Annotated in this window: 20 protein-coding genes; 11 read left to right on the plus strand and 9 right to left on the minus strand. The window is 38.1% G+C overall.

The genetic code is table 11. The features are described 5' to 3' along the window. Window positions 1-9: 9 nt before the first annotated feature. From F4V57_RS02935 to F4V57_RS02945, 3 genes are read right to left on the minus strand one after another with little or no spacing between them, the layout of a single operon-like run. Window positions 10-1,029: a transketolase family protein gene (locus F4V57_RS02935; RefSeq protein WP_227515656.1), complete on the minus strand. Its 1,020-nt coding sequence runs from the start codon at window positions 1,027-1,029 to the stop codon at window positions 10-12. Further along, window positions 1,030-1,914, minus strand: coding sequence for a transketolase (locus tag F4V57_RS02940; RefSeq protein ID WP_070068859.1), 885 nt, complete (start codon window positions 1,912-1,914; stop codon window positions 1,030-1,032). Next, window positions 1,915-3,003: a glycerol dehydrogenase gene (locus F4V57_RS02945; RefSeq protein WP_070068860.1), complete on the minus strand. Its 1,089-nt coding sequence runs from the start codon at window positions 3,001-3,003 to the stop codon at window positions 1,915-1,917. A 531-nt stretch (window positions 3,004-3,534) separates the two neighbouring features. Here F4V57_RS02945 and F4V57_RS02950 point away from each other — a divergent pair. The 3 genes from F4V57_RS02950 to F4V57_RS02960 all read left to right on the plus strand — a co-directional run bounded on the left by F4V57_RS02950 (window position 3,535) and on the right by F4V57_RS02960 (window position 8,359). After that, entirely contained in the window at window positions 3,535-4,281 is a 747-nt protein-coding gene (locus F4V57_RS02950) for an IS5 family transposase (RefSeq protein WP_070068861.1), read from the plus strand. Between the two features lie 308 nt (window positions 4,282-4,589). After that, window positions 4,590-7,007 (plus strand): membrane-bound PQQ-dependent dehydrogenase, glucose/quinate/shikimate family, encoded by a 2,418-nt coding sequence (locus F4V57_RS02955; protein ID WP_070068862.1) that lies wholly within the window; start codon window positions 4,590-4,592, stop codon window positions 7,005-7,007. Between the two features lie 275 nt (window positions 7,008-7,282). Next, window positions 7,283-8,359, plus strand: coding sequence for a porin (locus F4V57_RS02960; protein WP_070068863.1), 1,077 nt, complete (start codon window positions 7,283-7,285; stop codon window positions 8,357-8,359). 59 nt (window positions 8,360-8,418) lie between these two features. Here F4V57_RS02960 and F4V57_RS02965 read toward each other — a convergent pair whose 3' ends face one another. Together F4V57_RS02965 and F4V57_RS02970 are read right to left on the minus strand one after the other, a co-directional pair. Next, on the minus strand, window positions 8,419-9,024 hold the full coding sequence (locus F4V57_RS02965; RefSeq protein ID WP_070068864.1) for a YidB family protein: 606 nt from the start codon (window positions 9,022-9,024) through the stop codon (window positions 8,419-8,421). A 106-nt stretch (window positions 9,025-9,130) separates the two neighbouring features. Beyond that, window positions 9,131-9,595, minus strand: a complete 465-nt coding sequence (locus F4V57_RS02970; RefSeq protein ID WP_070068865.1) for a DUF6231 family protein — start codon at window positions 9,593-9,595, stop codon at window positions 9,131-9,133. A 29-nt stretch (window positions 9,596-9,624) separates the two neighbouring features. Between F4V57_RS02970 and F4V57_RS02975 the strand changes: the two genes are divergently transcribed. Then, window positions 9,625-10,476: a DUF2797 domain-containing protein gene (locus tag F4V57_RS02975; protein WP_070068912.1), complete on the plus strand. Its 852-nt coding sequence runs from the start codon at window positions 9,625-9,627 to the stop codon at window positions 10,474-10,476. A gap of 55 nt (window positions 10,477-10,531) precedes the next feature. Here the strand turns inward: F4V57_RS02975 and F4V57_RS02980 are convergent, their stop codons facing one another. Continuing rightward, a complete protein-coding gene (locus tag F4V57_RS02980; RefSeq protein ID WP_070068866.1) occupies window positions 10,532-11,113 on the minus strand; it encodes a YceI family protein in 582 nt (193 codons plus the stop codon). A 252-nt stretch (window positions 11,114-11,365) separates the two neighbouring features. On the opposite strand from F4V57_RS02980, the gene F4V57_RS02985 reads away from it, so the two are divergent. Then, window positions 11,366-11,800 carry a MarR family winged helix-turn-helix transcriptional regulator gene (locus F4V57_RS02985; protein ID WP_070068867.1) on the plus strand — a complete coding sequence of 145 codons (435 nt, stop codon included), beginning with the start codon at window positions 11,366-11,368 and terminating at the stop codon, window positions 11,798-11,800. Continuing rightward, window positions 11,797-12,966, plus strand: coding sequence for an MFS transporter (locus F4V57_RS02990; protein ID WP_070068868.1), 1,170 nt, complete (start codon window positions 11,797-11,799; stop codon window positions 12,964-12,966). Before F4V57_RS02985 ends, F4V57_RS02990 begins: the two co-directional genes overlap by 4 nt. Before the next feature lie 54 nt (window positions 12,967-13,020). Here the strand turns inward: F4V57_RS02990 and gdhA are convergent, their stop codons facing one another. Further along, window positions 13,021-14,424 (minus strand): NADP-specific glutamate dehydrogenase, encoded by a 1,404-nt coding sequence (gdhA, locus tag F4V57_RS02995; protein ID WP_406564509.1) that lies wholly within the window; start codon window positions 14,422-14,424, stop codon window positions 13,021-13,023. Window positions 14,425-14,660: 236 nt separating this feature from the next. On the opposite strand from gdhA, the gene F4V57_RS03000 reads away from it, so the two are divergent. The 3 genes from F4V57_RS03000 (at window position 14,661) to F4V57_RS03010 (ending at window position 17,249) form a co-directional block, all read left to right on the plus strand. After that, complete coding sequence (locus F4V57_RS03000) at window positions 14,661-15,452, plus strand: RnfABCDGE type electron transport complex subunit B (protein WP_070068870.1); 792 nt, start codon at window positions 14,661-14,663, stop codon at window positions 15,450-15,452. A 1-nt stretch (window position 15,453) separates the two neighbouring features. Continuing rightward, window positions 15,454-16,134, plus strand: a complete 681-nt coding sequence (gene nth, locus F4V57_RS03005; protein ID WP_070068871.1) for an endonuclease III — start codon at window positions 15,454-15,456, stop codon at window positions 16,132-16,134. Between the two features lie 74 nt (window positions 16,135-16,208). After that, window positions 16,209-17,249, plus strand: coding sequence for a glycosyl transferase family protein (locus F4V57_RS03010; RefSeq protein ID WP_070068872.1), 1,041 nt, complete (start codon window positions 16,209-16,211; stop codon window positions 17,247-17,249). Here F4V57_RS03010 and F4V57_RS03015 read toward each other — a convergent pair. Both F4V57_RS03015 and F4V57_RS03020 read right to left on the minus strand, forming a co-directional pair. Next, window positions 17,227-17,499: a YeaC family protein gene (locus F4V57_RS03015; RefSeq protein WP_070068873.1), complete on the minus strand. Its 273-nt coding sequence runs from the start codon at window positions 17,497-17,499 to the stop codon at window positions 17,227-17,229. The genes F4V57_RS03010 and F4V57_RS03015 overlap by 23 nt on opposite strands. Before the next feature lie 10 nt (window positions 17,500-17,509). Then, entirely contained in the window at window positions 17,510-18,421 is a 912-nt protein-coding gene (locus F4V57_RS03020) for an NAD(+) kinase (RefSeq protein WP_070068874.1), read from the minus strand. A gap of 206 nt (window positions 18,422-18,627) precedes the next feature. On the opposite strand from F4V57_RS03020, the gene mrcB reads away from it, so the two are divergent. Continuing rightward, window positions 18,628-21,021: a penicillin-binding protein 1B gene (gene mrcB / locus F4V57_RS03025; RefSeq protein ID WP_070068875.1), complete on the plus strand. Its 2,394-nt coding sequence runs from the start codon at window positions 18,628-18,630 to the stop codon at window positions 21,019-21,021. Then, window positions 21,011-21,634, plus strand: a complete 624-nt coding sequence (locus F4V57_RS03030) for a hypothetical protein (protein ID WP_070068876.1) — start codon at window positions 21,011-21,013, stop codon at window positions 21,632-21,634. The genes mrcB and F4V57_RS03030 overlap by 11 nt, the downstream gene beginning before the upstream one ends. Window positions 21,635-21,672 lie beyond the last annotated feature (38 nt).

Genomic DNA, 21,672 nt, shown 5'->3' on the forward strand with positions numbered 1-21,672 from the left:
AGATCTATGTCATGATTGATTGAGAAATTCCAAAGCAACATCTTTAATCCCTTCACTATCCAGACGATAATGATGATAAAGATGGGTTGGTGGTGCAATCAGGCTATATTCATCATAAATGCCATGGCGTTTTAGCTTTCCTGCATAACCATGTTCGGTGATGACTTCGGCAACAGCAGCCCCTAATCCACCCAAAATATTATGTTCTTCTACTGTCATCATGTGGGTAGATGTAGCAGCAGCCTGTAAAATTGCTTCAACATCAATCGGCTTGATGGATGCCATATTAATCACACCGACAGAAAGTCCCTGCTGCCTCAATAATTTTGCTGCCGCTAAGGATTCATACACCGCCATTCCACAGGCAATAATATTTAAATCATGACCCAATTCATGAATTTTAGCTTTACCAAATTCAAAGTCAGGCTCTGATTCATAAACCACAGGATCACGCCCACGACCAATACGGAAATAAATCGGTTTGTCATAGTGTGCTGAAGCCTTAATCGCAGCTTTTAACTCATTGCCATCGGCAGGTGAAACCACAGCCAGATCGGCAATCGAACGCATCGTGCCAATGTCTTCGGTTGCATGATGTGACGTGCCGTAAAACCCTAGAGAAATACCGGTATGATGACCAATCAAGCGAACAGGTAAAGCCGAGTAAGCAATATCCATACGAATTTGTTCACAACACAACAATCCTAGAAATGATGCAAAGGTCGCAACAAATGGCATTACACCAGACGTTGCCATACCCGCTGCGGCAGATACCATATTTTGTTCAGAAATTCCAAAAGCAATATAACGCTCTGGATAGACTGCCGAAAAGCGGTTTAAGCCATTGGAATATTGTAAATCTGCCGAACCGGCTACGACAGGATAACCCTGTTCAACCAGCTCAATCAGAGCATCAGATAGATAATCAAGACCCGGATTTTTGGCATTCAGTTCACGATATTGCCAAGACTGTGGCGACAATGGATGCGATATTTGTGACGATTGCTGTAATTTTTGTTGGCTGTTCATTTAAATCTCCTTATTCTCTATTTCCTGTAATGCTTTTTCTGCATCTTCTGGTGACAAATAGCCCAGATGCCAGCCCGGTTCAGTCTCCATATAGGAAACACCCTTTCCTTTAAGTGTATTGGCGATAATACACACTGGAGTTTTTCGGTTTTGATCTGCCTTTACTTGTCTTAATAAAGTGGTCAATTGCTGAATATTGTGTCCATCAACCACATGTGTTTCCCAGCCAAAGGCTTGCCATTTATCTGCAAGTGGTTCAATGTTGATCACATCATTGACCTTGCCATCCAGTTGATATCCGTTACGATCCACAATTGCGATTAAACGATTTAATTGATGATGTGAAGCACTTAACGCCGCTTCCCAAACCTGCCCTTCCTGCATTTCGCCATCACCCAGTAAAACAAATACATCATGTGTAATACCGGTATAGCGTTGTGCCAATGTCATACCGACACCTGCGGACAAAGCATGACCAATCGAACCCGATGAAAAATCAATTCCGGGCACTTTTTTCATATCGGGATGATCACCCAGCGGACTACCTAAACGGGTATAATCATCCAGCCATGCGTTTGGAAAAAATTCCAGTTCGGCCAAAATTGGAAATTGCCCCACTGCTGCATGACCTTTACCCATAAGGAAACGATCTCGTTCAGGCCATTTTGGTTCCCCAACCTTAATATTCATCACGTCATAATATAAAGCGGCAAAAATTTCGGCACATGAAAAGACTGAGGAATAATGTCCAGTCTTGGCAATTTCAATTAAACGAATGGTTTCTTTACGAATAAATTTTGCCTTGTCTTTTAAAAATGCAATTTCTTGCGTTGTTGGTTGATGTTGCATTTGTTCAGTTGTCCTTACGTGTGCTTGCGAGATCATTTATCTCTCCTTTCCATCCAAATTTTCAATGTATTGCATGGCAGTAACCAAATCCTGTTGTGTCAGTACACTGGAAAAATTTTTGCAATGTGGTGCAGCCAATGTTAAGTCTGCAATGATGTGCAATGTTGCTTTATCAATCTGGGTTAATCCCAATTGTTTTAAAGCAATTGGCAATCCAATTTTTTTATAAAAAATAATAAGTTGATTAAGTTCTTCGTGTTGTTGATCCAGATATAATTGCACCAATAAACCATAAGCAACCTGTAAACCATGCATTTGCCGTGAGGTTTCCGGTATGGCAGTTAATCCACGAGTCATGGCATGAGCAATAGACAAACCACCACTTTCAAACGCTAGACCACTCATCAAAATACTGGCTTCCAGAATCATTTCCAGCGCATCACTGGATTGCCCTGTTCCGGCAATCGCCAATGCTGCCTGCGCGTGTTGCTGAATCTGCTCAAAACAGGCATCACCAATTGCAACAGCGGTGATTGAAGAGCGAGTTGCAAACATATTCTTGCCCTGACTTTGCAAACAGGCCTGTGCTTCAAATTTTTTAGAAATTGCATCTCCAATTCCTGCAAGTAAAAACTTTTTTGGTGCCTTGGCAATGATTTCACTATCGACAATCACGGCCCACGGACTAAAGTCCAAATGCCCGACATAATCCATTTGATGATGATCGGTATAAACCACATAGTTTTTTGAGGTCGGTGCATCATTTGATGCAACAGTCGGAATCGTTATAAATGGCAAATTAAACTGGTGCGCTAGTGCCTTGCCTGCATCAATTGACATTCCACCGCCAGCAGCCAGCACAATATCCGGAATATTTGATGCAACCTGATCAAACATATTCTGCAAATGCGTGCGGGTAATAGTTTGATTAAAAACCACAAAATCAATGCTTAATTTTTTTTGTTCGGCCTGTCGTTGTAGTGTTGATTGAATAAAGTCTAAAACAAAAGCATCCGTCACCACACAAATGTTTTGATGATTAGGATTTAGCCAATTCAGCGCTTCGTTTAATACGCCCCTTCCTTGTATATAACGCATAGGTGAACCAAAGACCAATCTTTCCATATTGATTATTTTCCCTAACAATAATATTTGATATAAGATATATCATATATTACATGATAAATTTATTTTGCAAATACTTTGCATAAAAATTTCATGAAATTCATAACTAAGAAAATGATTTATATATGTTTTTAAATAAATTATTTGTTTAAACTACATCAATTATTTATCTCTGTATTTCTATATTTATCTCTTAATGAGTTAAGAATTTTTTATTTCGTTCGCTTAATCTCTAAGGATTTCCAATATATGCTTGATATCGGTTAGCAAATTTTGGATATTTTGATGGTAGGTTGAAATCAGTTTCTGCCAACTTGAAATTGCACTGCTAACAAACGAAATAATCATTTTTTCCATAGAGCTATTATGATGAAGCACAATTCACACATAAAAACGTATCAATAATACAGTGATTTTTATACTCAAAATCAAGAAAATTTTGTTCTAAAGACTAAGGTCTGTTGACATTTGCTGTGCAAAAAAATAGCGAGAAAGTAAAATTCAATCGCCAAACCAAATCTACTTCTCACTATGCCTCGTACAATGCTGACTGATCAACACTGGTCAAAGCTGAAATCTATTGTCCATAATTTTGGTATTTATCTCAAATATAATCTCAGAAATTTTATTGAAGCAATTCTCTATAGAATTAGAACAGGTTGCCCTTGGCGAGATTTACCAGAGTCTTTTGGTAAATCCAATACGATCTTTAAACGATTCACCCGATGGTCTAAAAATAATAAGCTTTTAAAAATATTTAAGTTATTGTCAAAATATGCTGATCTAGAATGGGTATTTATTGATGCTAGCCATATTCGGGCACATCAACATGCCAAAGGACTCAAGAATCAAGCTATTTCAAGAAGCATTGGTGGAAATAGTTCTAAAATTCATTTAGCCGTAGATTCAAATGGGAATCCAATTCAATTTCTTATTCATGATGGCACAACCCATGATATGAAAGTTGCTCCTGCATTGGTTAATAAAATAGACTTAACAGATACCGATGTTCTTAGTGCTGATAAGGGATATGACTCGAAAGAATTGAGAGAACAGATAGAAGAAACAGCAACCAGGGCTAATATTCCAAAAAAGTCCAACACACGATCGAACAATAATTACATGGATTGGTACTTATATAAAATCAGACACTTGGTTGAGAACACATTTGCAAGACTCAAACAATTTAGAGGAATTGCTACACGCTATGACAAGCTAAAGCAGAACTATGAAAATTCAGTTGCTTTAGCTTGTATATTTATTTGGCTATCATTATGAAATGTCAACAGACCCTAGATTAAACACAATTATTAAAAGATTACGCTTACCTTAAAATTCAAAATTAAAAGCGATCATTTTGAATAAGTTTTGTAAAAACACACCCTATTTGGGTTAAAAAATAAATAAAATTATTATATTATGATAAAGATCATAAATATTTTGTAAATCTCTAATAGAAATATTACAAAGTATCTATTCTACACAGACTTTGTTGCATATAAACACGTCCTACTCTGGAGCCCTCCTCCACATGTTTATATAGCAAAGCCTATTTCATATTGCATGATAGAAAGAGGTTATTGCGCATGAGTACAGAACAGACCCCGCCTTTGGAAGGAGCCGGGTTAAAGATCTATCGTTACATTTTTGTCATTCTGACTTTTATTGTTTCGATTGTTCTTATCTTTCAAGGTTACAGACTATTAAGTTTAGGTGGTACAAGTTTCTATTTAATTGCGGGTATTGCATATATACTCATCGCAATATTTTATGCCATCAGAAAATCCCTTGGTTTATGGATTTCAATTGTAATCTATGTTGCAACCATTATCTGGGCAATTGCTGAAGTTCATTCATTAGACTTTTGGCCTTATATTCCACGTCTTGTCGTTCCTACTGTTATTTTTGTATTGAGTTTATGGGCAAGTCGTACTTTTGCCAACATTGCACCAACAAAGCTAAAAATTGCCAATGGCGTAGGAATATTAGGTTTTATAGCATGTATTGTAGCGTTAGTGAGTGCTTTTTTCCCACATGGAAAAATTTATAATTCCGTCGAGCTGAGTCAGGATAAAAATTTAACTCGCCCAAATCCTGAAAATCCAGATAACTGGGAATACTATGGTCGTAATGGTAATGGTACACGTTTTGCGCCTTATACCGACATTACACCTGAAAATGTTAAAGATCTGAAGGTTGCTTGGGTTTATCATACCGGACGTGATAAAGGTGTGGGTGTAGATGAAAATACGCCTATCCAGATTGGTAGTACGTTATATTCTTGTACACCAACAAACATTATCTCAGCAATTGATGGTGATACTGGTAAAGCATTATGGAAATATGATCCGAAAGCAAAAACTGCTGAACATATCACCTGTCGTGGTGTAGGTTATTATAATATTGCACTGGACAAAAATATTTCTGCTGAGCAATCAGCATTGCCAATTACCAAAGAATGTCCGGAACGAATTTTAACCTCAACTGTAGATGGTCGCTTAATTGCGTTAAATGCAAAAACAGGTGCATTATGCCAAAGCTTTGGCAACAATGGTCAAGTTGATGTATTACATGATATGGGACCAACGGAAAAAGGTAAGCGTTATCATCCAACATCTACCCCATTAATTGCTGGACACGTAGCAATTTTAGGTGGATGGGTGCGAGATATTGTGCATGGTGAACCTTCTGGTGTCGTACGTGCTTATGATATTAATACTGGTAAATTGGCTTGGGCTTGGGATGTTGGAAATCCGGAACTAAGTGGTGCACCTCAAGGAGATAAAAACTTCACGCTTGAAACACCAAATATGTGGACCATTCCAACCTACGATAAAGATTTAAATTTAGTTTATCTTCCAACAGGTAATGGCCCTCCGGACTATTGGGGAGGCGATCGTAATTCAGCCAAAGAAAAATTTGGTTCAACCATTGTTGCAGTAGATGCTTCAACAGGTAAAACCAAATGGACCTTTCAGACTGTTCACCATGATATCTGGGATTATGACTTACCATCACAACCTGTACTTTATGATGTTACCAATGATCAGGGCGTCAAAATCCCTGCTCTTATTCAAACCACGAAAACTGGTCAAATTTTTGTAGTTGATCGTCGTAATGGTCAACCTGTTACCAAAGTTATTGAAAAACCTGCACCACAAAACGGTAAGGCAGAAGGTGAAAAACTTGCACCAACACAACCTTATTCCGTAGGTATGCCACAAATTGGCAACGAAACCCTAACAGAGCAGGATATGTGGGGAATTTCTACCTTCGATCAACTTTCTTGCCGTATTACTTTTAAAGACTCACGTTATGATGGTCTATATACCCCACCGGGAGAAACACCTTACATTGAATGGCCAAGCTTATTAGGTGGTTTCAACTGGGGTGGTATTTCAGTTGATGAATCAACAGGTTTGATGTTTGTAAATGATATGCGCATGCCACTACGTATGTCATTGGTCCGCAAAGAGGATATGGGAAAATACAAAATCTCTACCGATGAAGTACCAGGATTTATGGGAACTGTACGTCCACAAATGGCTGGTGCATACGCAGGGATTAAAATTGATATTATGCAATCAAAACTTGGAATTCCATGCCAAAAACCACCTTTTGGAACAATGACTGCAATTGATTTAAAAACCAAAAAAGTGGTATGGCAAGTACCTATGGGTACAGCTGAAGAGTTAGGACCATTTGGAATAAAATCCCACATGCCAATGCCTCTTGGTATGCCAACACTGGGGGGACCAACATCAACAGCATCTGGTCTGGTTTTCTTTGCAGGAACACAAGATTATTACTTGCGTGCATTGGATTCAAAAACTGGTAAAGAAGTATGGAAAGCAAAATTACCTGTGGGTGCAGTTGCTGCTCCGTTAATTTACAAATCACCAAAAACCGGGAAACAATATGTCGTTATTTCCGCCGGTGGTGCAAGTCACTCTAAAGATGTAGGTGATTATGTCATTGCTTACGCTTTACCTGATAAAAAATAAACGTAAATGATAAAGCTAGCAACTTTATAAGATTTATCCTTTACGCCACTTTTACAGCAGGATGGCTACATCCTGCTGTAAATCCATTCTATGTTACATCATAATAATGCTTCTATCACTAAGTGCTTTTGGTCAATCCATTGTAATCAAATTGTCATTAATTATTAACATCAGTGTCACATCTCTCCAAGATACTTCATACAAGTTCGTAAGCTTATGTAAATTTATGTTTCCATAGGCAGCACAAGCCAGACAAGTACTTTGGAGAGATGTAAATGAAAAAATTATTACTAGCAGCAGCAATTGCAACACTAGGATTAAGTACAGCACAAGCTGCACCTACTTTATATGGTAAAATTAATGTTACTTTAGACCAAATAGACAACGAAGATTTCAACGGTCATAACGAAACACAACTTAACTCAAATGCTTCACGTATCGGTGTTAAAGGTGAAGAAAAACTAACTGATAATGTTGGTGTTGTATATACCGCAGAGTGGGAAATCAGTGCAGATGGTGATGAGTCAGATGCGCAAACCTTTAAAAAACGTAACTTATTTGCTGGCTTAAAATTCAAAGACATCGGTACACTAAAAGCAGGTATTTTTGACTCTTACTTCAAAACAGCTGCTGGTAATAATCAAGATATCTTTAACGACCATAGTGTTCTGGATATGACCAGTATTTTGGGTGGTGAAGAACGTTTAAAAAATTCTGTTGGCTTTGAAACTGATAAAAAATTATTAGGTGGCTTACAATTTAATGTAATGGCACAACAAGGTGAAGACGAAACGCTTCTTGGTAATAATAGTGAGCGTGATGGTTTCGGCAGTAGTGTTTCAACCTCTTTAACCTATGAAAATAAAGATTATGGTTTCGCAGCAGCTGTAGCCGGTAATTTTGGTGTGGGTCAAAAATATAATGGCGTCACTGAAACATCCAGCAAAATCGCATCAAATGCAATCCGTGTAACTGGTTCTTATGACTTCTCTAAATTAGGTGTTAATGGTCTAGTTTTAGGTGGCTTATGGCAAACCAGTGAAGCTAAGGACGATATCTCTGCACTACCTGGCCTAAAAGAAAATGCTTATAGCATTACCACAGCGTATGCAATTCCATCTACGCCATGGAAAGTAAAAGCCGAATACGTTGCAGCAACAACTGAAATTGATAATGTTGCTGATCGCAAAATTGATCAATATGGTGTAGGCGTAGACTATAACTTCAACAAGCAAACTCGTTTCTATGGTGTGCTGGCGCAACAAAAACTTAATAATGCGCTCTTGGTTGCTAAAGGTGCCACTGATAATAAGAAAACCGTTGTTGGTTTAGGTATGGAATATAGCTTCTGATTATCAATGGATCTTAATCATATCAAACAGCCTGCTTCATGAAGCAGGCTGTTTCTTGTTTAACGTTTTAAAAAATTAGCCAATAAATTCTGAATATCATTGTTGGCTTCCTGTGTATTGGTCTGCTCACCTTTTGGTGTTAAAGAATCGATAATTTGTGGCAAGGCAGATGCAATTGCAGAATAAATAGATTCTTTAGTGGTATTTGCCTGATCAGCAACTTGCTCCACTTGAGCATCATCGAACAAAGATTGTAATTGTTGCTCAGCCACATTGGCATTATTTGCATGGTCAGGGTTTACCCATGATTGCACCTGATCAGCTAAACCTGCTTGTTTTAGTTTATCCAATGCACCCTGTAAACCGCCTTGTTGTTGAATCCAGCCCAATATCAAAGGTAATACGGCAATGAGCAATGCCGAACTGCCTGAACCGGTATTGGTTTGTTTTGTATTACCTTGTCCCAAAGAACCCAATACAGAACCTAATATACCACCTAAACCTGACTGGGCATTTTGATTTTGTCCACCCTGATTACCAAGCTGACCTAATACTGAACCTAAAATTCCACCCAACCCAGACTGGCTTTGATTACCTTGCTGATTATTTTGACCACCTAATGCCTGTTTTGCCAAGCTTTCTACCAAATCAGAAAGATTTGTCATTTTAAACCCCGATAAATATCAATTTAGTCATCTATATAACGTTAATTATTCAATCTATACAAGGTTTGAAGCGGTTAAATAACAAGAAAACAGCACAATTACCGTATTACCATCTAAATTTATCCCAATTTTCTGGATTTGCCCAAAATTTTGAATTAAACCAGTCAGGTACATGTTTATAGGTCAAAATATTAAACTGCCAGATCTGTACAGGGTTATTTTCAGGCATATTTTGTAAAAGTTGATTAAAACCCAATGCTCGAAGTTGTTTTTCTAATTGAGGATGTGCAAACACAATAATTTTTTTGGCAAACAAATCACGTAAGCGAACCAGTGCATTATTGATGCTGATCTGGTTTTGTCCTTGAATATGATCAGCCTTGACCAAATTAACCAATGCCAAATCGTAACGCTGGGTAAAAGGCAGACTTAGCACTTCCGTTAAGTTACAATATTGCCACTGTCCATCCCAGTGTGATTGCGGTGTGATGTCTATCGTAATGGCTGACGTTACTTTTTTCTCCTCTGCGAGTAATTGCAATAGAAGTGGAATAAAATCAAAATCAGCCATATCTGAAATCCTTAATGTCGAGCAAAGCAATGGAATACAAAGGCATTTGTCATAAAATGCAGGCGCACACGACGCCTGCTGATATACAAACGAACGCCACTCTTCCTAGCCATGTTGAGTATAAATTTGTTTTGGATCAATTCAATACTGATTTGATGCATTTAATTGGCGAAACCATCCAACTTGAATGGACTGGTCGAATTTTCTGCGTTTCATGTGGGGCAAAAACTCCAAAATCCTATTCACAAGGTCATTGCTTTAAATGTTTTAAAACAAAAGCCGAATGTGATATGTGCATTCTAAAACCAGAAACCTGTCATTACCACCTAGGAACGTGTCGAGAAGAAAGTTTTGCACAAAATATTTGTTTTCAACCACATATTGTGTATTTGGCCAATTCCAGTGCATTAAAAGTTGGCATTACCCGTATTGTCAATATGCCAACACGATGGTTAGATCAAGGTGCAACACAAGCCTTACCAATTTTAAAGGTTGGTTCACGCCGCCTATCTGGTCATGTAGAAATATTATTGGCTGAGATGATTTCGGATAAAACCGATTGGCGCAAACTGCTCAAAGGTGAAGCTGCCCCTCTGGATCTTATCGATGAAAAAAATAATCTTCTGGATCAATTCCATTTTGAACTGGCAAGTTTATCCAATGAATTCCCTGAAGAAGATTTTCAATTTCTGGATGAAACACCACATGAATTTATTTATCCGGTAAATGTCTATCCGCAAAAAATTAGCAGTCACAATCTGGATAAAACAGCAAAAATTCAGGGTAAGTTACAAGGTATTAAAGGACAATATCTAATCATGGATACCGGTGTAATTAATATCCGAAAATACTCTGGTTATGAAATTATTTTAAGTAGTTAAGTGACTTATCATCCCTCATGACACGATCATCAGGGATGAGTTTAACCTGAAACTTTTATTTTGCTGTAGAAGCTTCAGTTGTGATATTTACAGTGATTTTGTCACCAACATTGGGAACATAGTTTCCGATACCAAACGCAGAACGATTAAATGATGTCGTTGCATTAAAGCCAACGGTTGGCAATTTAGTCATTGGATGTAAACCCTTGTTATTTAAAGTTGCATTTAATACAACAGGTTTAGACACACCTTTGACAGTCAAGTTACCATAGATTTTAAAGTGTTTTTTATCCTTGGTTTCAACTTTGGTACTCTTAAAAGTAATGTTTGGATATTTTGCTGCATTAAACCAGCCTTCTTGCTGAAATTCACTGTCTAGAGCTTTAACATTGGTATTCACACTACTTACGGGGATAGTAACTTCTACAGCAGATTTTGCAGGATTTTGTTCATCGACTTTAATTACACCCTGAATATCAGAAAAGTTTGCGCTTGGTGTAGAAAAACCAAAGTGATTCCATGAAAATACGGTTGCTGTATGTGTTGGATCAATTTTATAATCTACTGGTGCTGCTAATGCTAAACCAGATGTAGTGGCAACCAATAATCCCAAAGATAAAGTTTTTAAAGTGTTCATCATTGTCCTCGACTTTAAATATCTATTTGATGTGAAATAATTCTAGATGAATTGCACATTAAATATTGCATAATCCTGACAACACTATGTTTTAAATTTGCAACGAAACTCTAATTCAATGTATTTGATACTCTAATCATAAAGTTTGATAGACATACAATATCCTTATCCGCGATTCAATTATAGACTTGCCAAATCGCATTTTTTGCAATCATAGTTAACTATTAATATAATTAATTATCAGGCCAAAATATGCAATCAATCTATTCATTTCGTACGTTATTGCTTAAAAGTGCACGATTGTTGACTGAGCAAATTAATGAATATCTACATACACAACAACTTAATTATTCATTATGGCAAGTATTATTTGTGATTGATCAATATCAACAATGCACTTTGATCGATATTGCACAACAATTGCATATTTCACAGCCTGCAATCAGTAAAAGGATTTTTGAATTAGAGCAAAAACAATGTATTACGTTTATTCCCTCCAATAATCGACGAGAAAAAATTGTTAGTTTAAGCCCACATGGCATAAAGCTTTTTGAATATTGTAAACAGCAAATTGATACGATTGAGAAAACCCATCTCACTCAAATTGATCCGGATGCGCTCAATCTCACCAAACAAGTATTACAAGTTTTTTTAAAAAATCTGCAAGATCAGGAATCAGCACAATGAGTGACACTCGTTTATGGACTAAAGATTTTCTTTTATCCGGCTTGATTAATTTTTTAATGATTATGGTGTTTTACATGCTGGTCGTGGTGATGGCAAGCTATGCAATTCATATTCTAAATGCTAGCACTGCTCAAGCAGGGTTAGTATCTGGACTTTTCATTATTGGTACATTGGTTGGTCGATTTTTTTTACATTTGATTATTCAAAAAATTGGGCAAAAAAATACTATGTATTTGGGATTTATCGGATTTTGTGGCAGTGCGATGTTGTATTATTTGAATCCGACGCTTGATTGGCTCATGTTCATTCGTTTTATTCATGGTTTAAGTTATGGATTTGCCAGTACAGTGATTAGTACCATGATTGCCCAAATTATTCCGATCACCCGTCGTGGCGAAGGCATCGGTTATTTCAGTTTAAGTAATACTGTAGGTACTGCTATTGGCCCATTGTTAGCAATTTATTTAAGTATACATGCCTCTTTTGATTCAATTTTTATCTTTTGCATAGTGACCTCTGTGATATGTTTTATGCTGAGCTTTTATCTATCATTTCCAACTCAATCCAATCACACTTCAATACAGACAGCGTCATGGCTTAGTCAAATGATTGAATTAAAAGCCATACCAATTTCCATAGTTGCTTTGCTAAGTGCTATCTGTTACTCAGGAGTTTTAACTTTTATTAATTTTTATGCACAACAACTCCGATTGGATTATGCAGGCTCATTATTTTTTGTCATTTATTCGTTAAGTATTTTTCTTTCCCGGCCATTTACCGGAAAACTGATGGATCAAAAAGGTGAAAATATTGTGATGTATCCTGCACTTGTGACTTTAGCCTTGTCACTTTTGTTATTGTCATTTACGCAATCATCAACAGTATTATTATTATGTGCAGCATTATTGGGATTTGGTTTTGGTAATATTCAATCCATTGCTCAGACCATTGCAATACAAAGTACAGATATTGAACATATTGGACTTGCTACATCCACATTTTTAATTGCAATCAATATTGGATTAGGTTTTGGGCCATTTTTTCTAGGTTGTCTATTAAATTATATGGATTATGCACAAATGTATTTGTATAGCGGTATCGGTGCAGCATTATGCCTGTTTCTATATTATTTTCTACATGGCCGGTATGTAAAACCTCTAAACTAAAAAAAGATGTACACGTGTTTGCACCTGTACATCTGATTGGAAAAATTAATATTTTTAGAATATACCTTGTGCCAGCATAGCATCGGCAACTTTTACAAATCCTGCAATATTGGCACCATCAACATAATTAATTGTACCATCATCTTTTTTACCCCAACGCACACAATTTTGATGAATGTCTTTCATGATGTCATGTAAACGTACATCGACCTCTGCATGTGTCCAGCCTAAGCGTAAAGCATTTTGTGACATTTCCAGTCCTGATGTGGCTACACCACCTGCATTTGAGGCTTTACCCGGAGCATAAAGAATTTTTGCAGCAATAAATTTTTCCACCGCTTGCAATGTAGAAGGCATATTTGCACCTTCTGCGACACAAATCACACCATTTTTTAGCAGTTGTTCCGCATCATCAGCATCTAACTCATTTTGGGTCGCACAAGGTAATGCAATATCCACTGGAATATGCCAGGGCGTTTTACCCTTAAAGAACTCTAAATCATGTTGCTTGGCAAACTGTTCAATTCGGCCTCGTTGCTCATTTTTAAATGTCATGAGTTGCAATAATAATGCTTTACTTAAGCCATCTTTAAAATAAACTGTACCGCCCGAATCTGATAATGTTACGACTTTTGCACCCAACGAAATGGCTTTTTTGGCAGCATATTGTGCAACATTTCCGGAACCTGATACTGCAACCACTTTATCTTTGAGTTGATCATTGCGTGTTTTGAGCATCTCTTCTACAAAATACACTACACCATAACCGGTTGCTTCCGGTCGCATTAAGCTGCCACCAAATGACAAGCCTTTACCAGTAAATACCGAAGACGTATCATTACTTAATTTTTTCATCATACCGGCCATATAACCGACTTCCCGACCGCCAACGCCAATATCACCCGCTGGAATATCAGTATCCGAGCCCAAATGACGATATAATTCCAGCATTAATGCTTGACAAAATCGCATAATTTCTGCATCAGATTTACCCTTAGGATCAAAATCTGATCCACCTTTCCCACCACCCATAGGCAATGTTGTTAAAGCATTTTTAAAAGTTTGTTCGAAACCCAAAAATTTTAAAATAGATAAATTAACTGATGGATGAAAACGCATTCCGCCTTTAAATGGGCCAATGGCAGAATTAAACTGTACACGAAATGCACGATTAACCTGAGTTTTCCCCTGATCATCTACCCAAGCAACACGAAATTGAATCACGCGTTCTGGTTCTACCAAACGCTCTAAAATACCTTGTTGTGCATATTGAGGATGTTTTTGCAAAAATGGCCATAAACTCACCATAACTTCTTCAACCGCTTGTAAAAATTCTGGTTGATACGCATCGCGTGCTTTAACGTAATTTAAAAAATCCTCGATATTGGCGTATTTCAATGTCTTTGCTCTCCTGGTTGTCGTCCCTTGATTTATTTTGGTGCCAAAAATGCACCAAATTAATTATAAAAACGCCCTTATTTAATACATTTTTTACCTATTGCACAATAATTTTACATTTTATTTAAAAATAATTATCATTTTTAAATGTTACATTGTTACTTAACTTATTAATTTAAATAAAAAAAAGCATTTCACTTTTTCCCTGATGAATTTGCTATAATCAGTTTTAATTGATCGGTGTGTTCATTTATCAATATTTTTCAATTTTAGCCTATTATTTTTTGCACCAGCCTATGTCATCGCCACTGCAATCCCTCATTTACCAAATTGACCAACTGCTTCCACAGACCCAGTGTGGTTTATGTGGACACCGTGCCGGCTGTTTGCCTTATGCTCAAGCAATTGCAGCGGGTGAATCTGCCAATAAATGTGTACCGGGAGGACAACCTGTTGCCGATGCAATTGCCAACCTACTTGGCCGCGAACATTTACCCGCAGAGCCCAGTGTATGGGATGTTCAGGCAGATGGACGTCCACAACGAATTAAGGCCGTCATTAAGGAAGATGAATGCATTGGTTGTACCAAATGTATTGCCGCCTGTCCTGTAGATGCCATTATAGGCAGTGGCAAAATGATGCATACTATTTTGACTGATTTATGTACAGGTTGTGAACTTTGTCTGGAACCTTGTCCTGTAGATTGTATTGATCTGGTACCAGATCTTTCGCCCCTACCTCATCCAGCACAACGTATCACAGAACAAAATAGCCTACGAAACCGATATAAAGCACATTTACTAAGAGAACAATCACGTCAGGAACAGCGTACCAATGCGCATCCCGTTACTCGTGCAGGTACATCAAAAGCGCAATTAGAAGCAATTATTGGCAATACAGTAGCGCCACCACCTACATCTGAAATCGCAAAAAAACCAATACAAGATGCAAAAACTACCATTGAATTGGCAAAACTTCGTACACAAATTAAAAAATTACAAAAACAAATCAGTATGCGAGCTGATAATACAAAAGCACAGCAATTAGCCGAACTTGAACAACGTTTACACCAATTAATGGAAGCCTGAAATGACCAAAGCGATGACCAAAGCACAAATTCAGATCTTCTTTGAGCGTTTAAGAGAACAGCGGCCACACCCTAAAACCGAATTAAATTACGAGTCGCCATTTCAATTATTGATTGCTGTTTTACTCTCGGCACAGGCAACTGATGTAAGTGTCAATAAAGCGACCCGACAGCTATTTATTGATGCGCCAGATGCGAAAAGCATATATGCATTAGGCGTAGAAAGATTAAAAACTTATATTAAAACCATTGGTTTATATAATTCAAAAGCGGAAAATGTCATTAAAACCTGTCAAATTTTGCTAGAAAAGTTTGACGGACAGGTTCCTGACCAGCGTAAAGATTTAGAAGCCTTACCCGGCGTGGGACGTAAAACAGCTAATGTGGTATTAAATACTGCTTTTGGACAACCCACTATGGCCGTGGATACTCATATATTTCGTGTGGGTAACCGTACTGGTTTAGCTAAAGGCAAAGATGTACTTGAAGTAGAACAACGCTTACTCAAAGTGATTCCCAAAGAATTTATACTGGATGCCCACCACTGGTTAATTCTACATGGTCGCTATTGCTGTACTGCACGCAAACCAAAATGTGGTGAATGTGTCGTTGCAGATGTATGTAATTGGAAAGAACGCTTTGATTATGGTGCAGAAATTCCTCTATTACCTGATAGGGATTAATTTTTTCAGAAATACTTTGATAGTTTCCGTCTACTGCTATTTTGGCATAGAATAAATTAAATCTTATTCTATCTATGCCTATGAATACCATAAAACCCACCACAAAACGTAATTTTTATGCTTTGGAAGAGCACCCCTTTGCCCAATATGTACGCATATTAGGAAAAGGTAAAACCGGTAGCCGATCTTTGACCTACGATGAAGCCTATCAGGCCTTTACCATGATTTTAAAAGGTGACGTGCTGGATGTACAAATCGGTGCATTTTTAATGTTGTTACGTGTCAAGGAAGAATCTGTAGACGAACTTGCAGGTTTTGTACAAGCCACTAAAAATCAACTAAACCTTCCAGCACTACCTTTTCAAGTTGATCTTGACTGGTCAAGTTATGCAGGTAAACGTAAACATTATCCATGGTTTTTGCTTTCTGCACTCACCTTGGCACAGCATGGCTATAAAGTCGTTATGCATGGTGTTGCTGGACATACCATTAACCGACTTTATACCGAACAGGCATTATTACATTTAGATTTTCAGTCCTGTCAGGATATTCAGGATATTCCGCAACATCTACAACAGCAAAATTTTGCATTTATTCCATTGGAACTGCTGTCGCCAGTATTAAATGAATTAATCCAGTATCGTCAAATTCTTGGATTACGCTCACCTGTCCATACCCTATCCCGTTTGATTAATCCTTATGATGCCAAAGCAACACTACAAGCAATTTTTCACCCTGCTTATCGGCAATCTCACCAACAGGCAGCATATCGGTTAGGTTATCAGAATAGTGCAGTAATTAAGGGTGAAGGAGGCGAATTTGAGCGCAATCCTGATGCCAAGACACTTATTTGTGGCATTAAAAATGGCAAATGCTATGAACAGGAGTTACCAAAACTTAATCCGGATCGTTCTGTAGGAGAAGAAGTTTTTGATCTAGACTTTTTTAAAGCAGTCTGGTTAGGTCAAGCAACACATGATTATGGCAATCAAGCGATTACTGAAACACTTGCAATTGCCCTAATGACCATGCAAATCAGCCAAAGCTATGAAGCCGCACAACAGCTAGCCTATCAACTCTGGCTGACCCGATTTAATGGAAACGAATCGGCTTAAACTCTTCATCTTGCTGGGGATCGTGAGAATCACAATGTTCATCTTCTTCTTTGGTTCCACGATCTATATAGCCTGTTCGCTCAGCTTCCGGCAGATGTTTGTGTTCCCAGATTAAAACTGCCTGCATACAGATCTCACGTTGCTCTTGAGTTAATGCCACACCATTATCCCATTTACCAATCTCGACTGCTGTTTTCAACTTTGCCACAATTTCAGGGGTTAATGTTTTTAAAATTTGCTCAATATTCATTAATTATTTCCTAATTTTGCTCATCAGATGTACTGTCAAAATCCTGATTCCAGCGTAATTTCGTGCGACATGCGGCATAAAAATCGTAACCAGGTGGATGGAGTAAGGTTAATTTAAAAGGGTGTTTACGAATATGTAACCAGTCACCCACCTGTAATGTCACACTGTTTTGTCCATCCGGACTGACCATTGGTAAAATCTGATTATCGCGAATCAAAATCTTAATTTCACTTTGCCCCCCCACTACAATCGGACGGGATGAAATATTATGTGGATGCATAGGCACCAAAATAATCGCATCCATATTAGGATGTACAATTGGCCCACCGCCAGATAAGGCATAGGCCGTTGAGCCTGTTGGTGATGAAATAATTAAACCATCGCTATGCTGCCGATAAACATAAGTTCCATCAATATTTAACTCAAAATCAATCATGTGAACTGATTTTCCAGAGTGCAATACAATATCATTCAGGGCAATATCCTGATATATCACCTGTCCTTGTGAGCGTATTTCTGTTTCCAGCAAAAATCTCTGATCTGCAATAAAATCTCCATCAAGGACTTGGCCTAATTTATTGAGCACATCAATAGGAGAAATATCGGTTAAAAATCCAAGTCGCCCACGATTAACTCCCACGACCGGGACATTATATTTGGCCAACGCCCGAGCTGCATGTAACAAGGAACCATCCCCACCAACCACTACCACAAGATCTGTCATTTGCCCCAAATGTGCCCGACTACTGATCTGTACATTATCGAAAGGGCCTAAATCTGCGGTTTCCTGATCAAAAATCGGGCGAAGTCCCCGTTCCAGTAAAAACTGATAGATAATTTTTAATGTTTCAACAACACTTGCTTTTCCTGGACGGCCAATGAGTCCAATATTTTGAAATGACTTTGAAAAATGATAATGCACCCAATTCACTCCGGTGAAATCAGGATTTCATCATATCATCTCCCCGATTTTTCACCAATTGGCAGAGCATTTGAAAGTTCTAATTTTGCTAAAAAAGTGTGTAATTATTGTTTTTTATGCCAATTATCAAGCTTACAGTCATTGCATATTACATATAGCTATCGCATTATTGAGCCAATTTATTTTTTGATTTATGACGATCATCAATGCAAAAACAACGTGGTATAGGTTTAATTGCTTTTAGCATTTTAATTTTGATCTTGATAGCTTTTATCGGTTTAGGTATTTACCTAGTCAAGTTAGACAATATTGTACGTAAAAAGTTTGACGGTCAACGCTGGGATATTCCGGCCAAAGTGTATGCTCGCCCGCTAGAACTTTATGCACAATCAGATAGCAATAAAACTGACATTATTGCCGAACTAAGATTACTGGGTTATCAATCTGCCAATAGTTATAACAAATCAGGTACTTTTGAAGATAAAGGCCAGCAATTGTTTATCCATACCCGTGGTTTTGATTTCGGTGATAGCACTGAGCCTGAACGCGTCATTGAACTGAATTTTTCAGCCAATCAACAAATCAATAATATTCGCACGACTCAACCTTCAACAACAGGTGTTTTACGGTTAGAACCTTTATTAATTGGTGGAATTTATCCACAACATAATGAAGATCGTGTCCTGATCAAGCTACAAAATGTACCTCAACCTTTACTTGATGCATTAATTGCAACAGAAGATCGTGACTTTTATCAACACTATGGTATTTCATTACGTGGAACCGCGCGAGCAATTTTAAGTAATATCACTGGTGGTAAACGTCAAGGTGGCTCTACTCTGACGCAACAATTAGTCAAAAATTTCTTTTTAACGCCAGAACGTACTTATAAACGTAAAGCCAATGAAGCATTAATGGCAATTTTAGTCGAATTGCATTACAGCAAAAATGAAATTCTTGAATCCTATTTAAATGAAGTCAATCTTGGCCAAAATGGCAATTATTCTGTTAATGGCTATGGTCTTGCAGCACAATTTTATTTTGGTCAGCCTTTGAGGGAATTAAATACCTCTCAACTGGCCTTTCTGGTCGGTTTGGTCAATGGCCCTTCTTATTATAATCCTTGGAAAAATCCTGATCGTGCGATTCAACGTCGTAATGTAGTATTACACAATATGCTGGAAACAGGCAAACTTTCTCAGGAAGAATACCAACGGGAAAAAGCACGTCCACTCGGCGTTATGAATAAACCTGGCCTAACGGCTGTACGTTTCCCTGATTTTATGGATCTGGTCAGACGACAATTAAAACAGGAATATCAAGAATCTGATCTTGAAAATCAAGGTTTGCGGATTTTCACCACACTGGATCCTGTGGCACAAACCCGAATTCAAAATAGTTTTAACAGCACAGTTAATCAATTAATTAAACGTAATCCTCGTACACTGGAAAATCTACAAGGTGCAGTCATTGTGTCACACCCAGAAAATGGTGAAATCATTGCAGCACTGGGCAGTACTGGTAACTTTACTGGATTTAACCGTGTTATTGATGCGAAACGGCAAGTGGGCTCACTGTTAAAGCCTGTAGTATATATGCAGGCATTACAATCTGGTCGTTATAACTGGGCTTCACCGATTCAAGATAGTGCAATTACCATTACCGCTCCAGGACAGAAAGCCTGGACGCCAAAAAATTATAGTGGTAATGAACATGGTATCATACCAATGCAAACAGCACTGGCCAACTCCTTTAACCTTGCAACAGTACGTTTAGGCTGGGAAGCTGGTATGCCAACCTTCATCAATAATTTGAAACGTCTGGGTGTACCAGAACAAATTCCTGATTATCCTTCAGCTCTATTAGGTGCGGTTAATCTTGCACCAATTGATATTTTGCGAGTTTATCAAAACTTTGCCACAGGTGGCTTCAATTATCCTGTACGTACTATTCGCTCAGTTGTTGATGCTAATGGACATCTCTTGCAACGTTACAGTTTGCAGGTACAAAATACCATTGATCCATCTACAGCCTACTTAGTCAATTATGGCTTACAGCAAGTAATGAGTGCTGGTACAGGTCGAGCAGCTTATAGTGGTCTGCCTCGCAACTTAAATCTGGCAGGAAAATCAGGCACAACCAACGATGCAAGAGATTCATGGTTTGCCGGCTATAGTGGCAATTATCTGGCAGTTGTCTGGTTAGGCGAAGACAATAACAAACCTATTGGTCTTACCGGCTCTACAGGTGCTTTACCAGTATGGACCAATGTTATGAAACAACTCAAAAATACGCCAAATGACATGCCGATACCAGATACTGTTCAATGGCAATGGATCGATTCAGCAAGTGGATTACTATCTGCGACCAATTGTAGCGGTGCTTTGTATATTCCATTATCTATCAATAACATTCCACGTCAGGCAACTGCATGTGCCCTACCATATTATCAAGTTGAACCAAGTAGTGCCGATGTCAGCAATGATTCTGAACAATCTACCCCTGATACGATTGAGCACTGGATTAGGGACAGTGATTCAAATTCATCTCAGGCCAACCAGCCGGATATCATTTCTCAAGGAGGATATAATGCGCAATAATAAGCAGAACCAGTTTCTCAACCGCTATGCATTTTTTTTAATCATGGGAACAATGCTGGCTGGTTGTCAATCGTTACCTCCACAAACTTCAGGACAGATAGAACAACCAAAATCTGAACAAAAAGCTGAACCTGAGCAGAAGGTAAAAACTGCACCTTACCCTGATGATGGTATCCGCCGTGAATCGAAACCTTTACCATCTATTCCTGTACAGCAACCCTCCACCCAATCACCACCACGAGTAATCTTACCAGCACCCAAACCACAACCTAAACAACAGTTGAAAGATGGTCGTGGGGTTGCGGCGTATCAAAAGTTAATGAGCGATTATCTTGTTAATTTACGCAATAATCGATTATCAGCAGCAGAAAATAATCTGATTCAGGCACAGCGCATTGCACCCCAATCAGCAGATGTATATCGTGAATTGGCACGATTGGCAAACCTCAGACAACAAGGCGCTAATGCTGAAGCAATGGCGCGTAAAGGTCTAACTTTTGCACAGAACAACACGCAACGTAAGCAATTGTGGCAACAAATTCTTCAGTCAGCACAAATCCGTAATAATAATGCGCTGATTCAACAGGCACAACAAAACATCAATCGTTATTAATTTTTTTAATACAGCTTAAAAAAGAATGCTCAGCAGTA

It is taken from the genome of Acinetobacter qingfengensis, from assembly GCF_008693185.1.
GTDB lineage: Bacteria > Pseudomonadota > Gammaproteobacteria > Pseudomonadales > Moraxellaceae > Acinetobacter > Acinetobacter qingfengensis.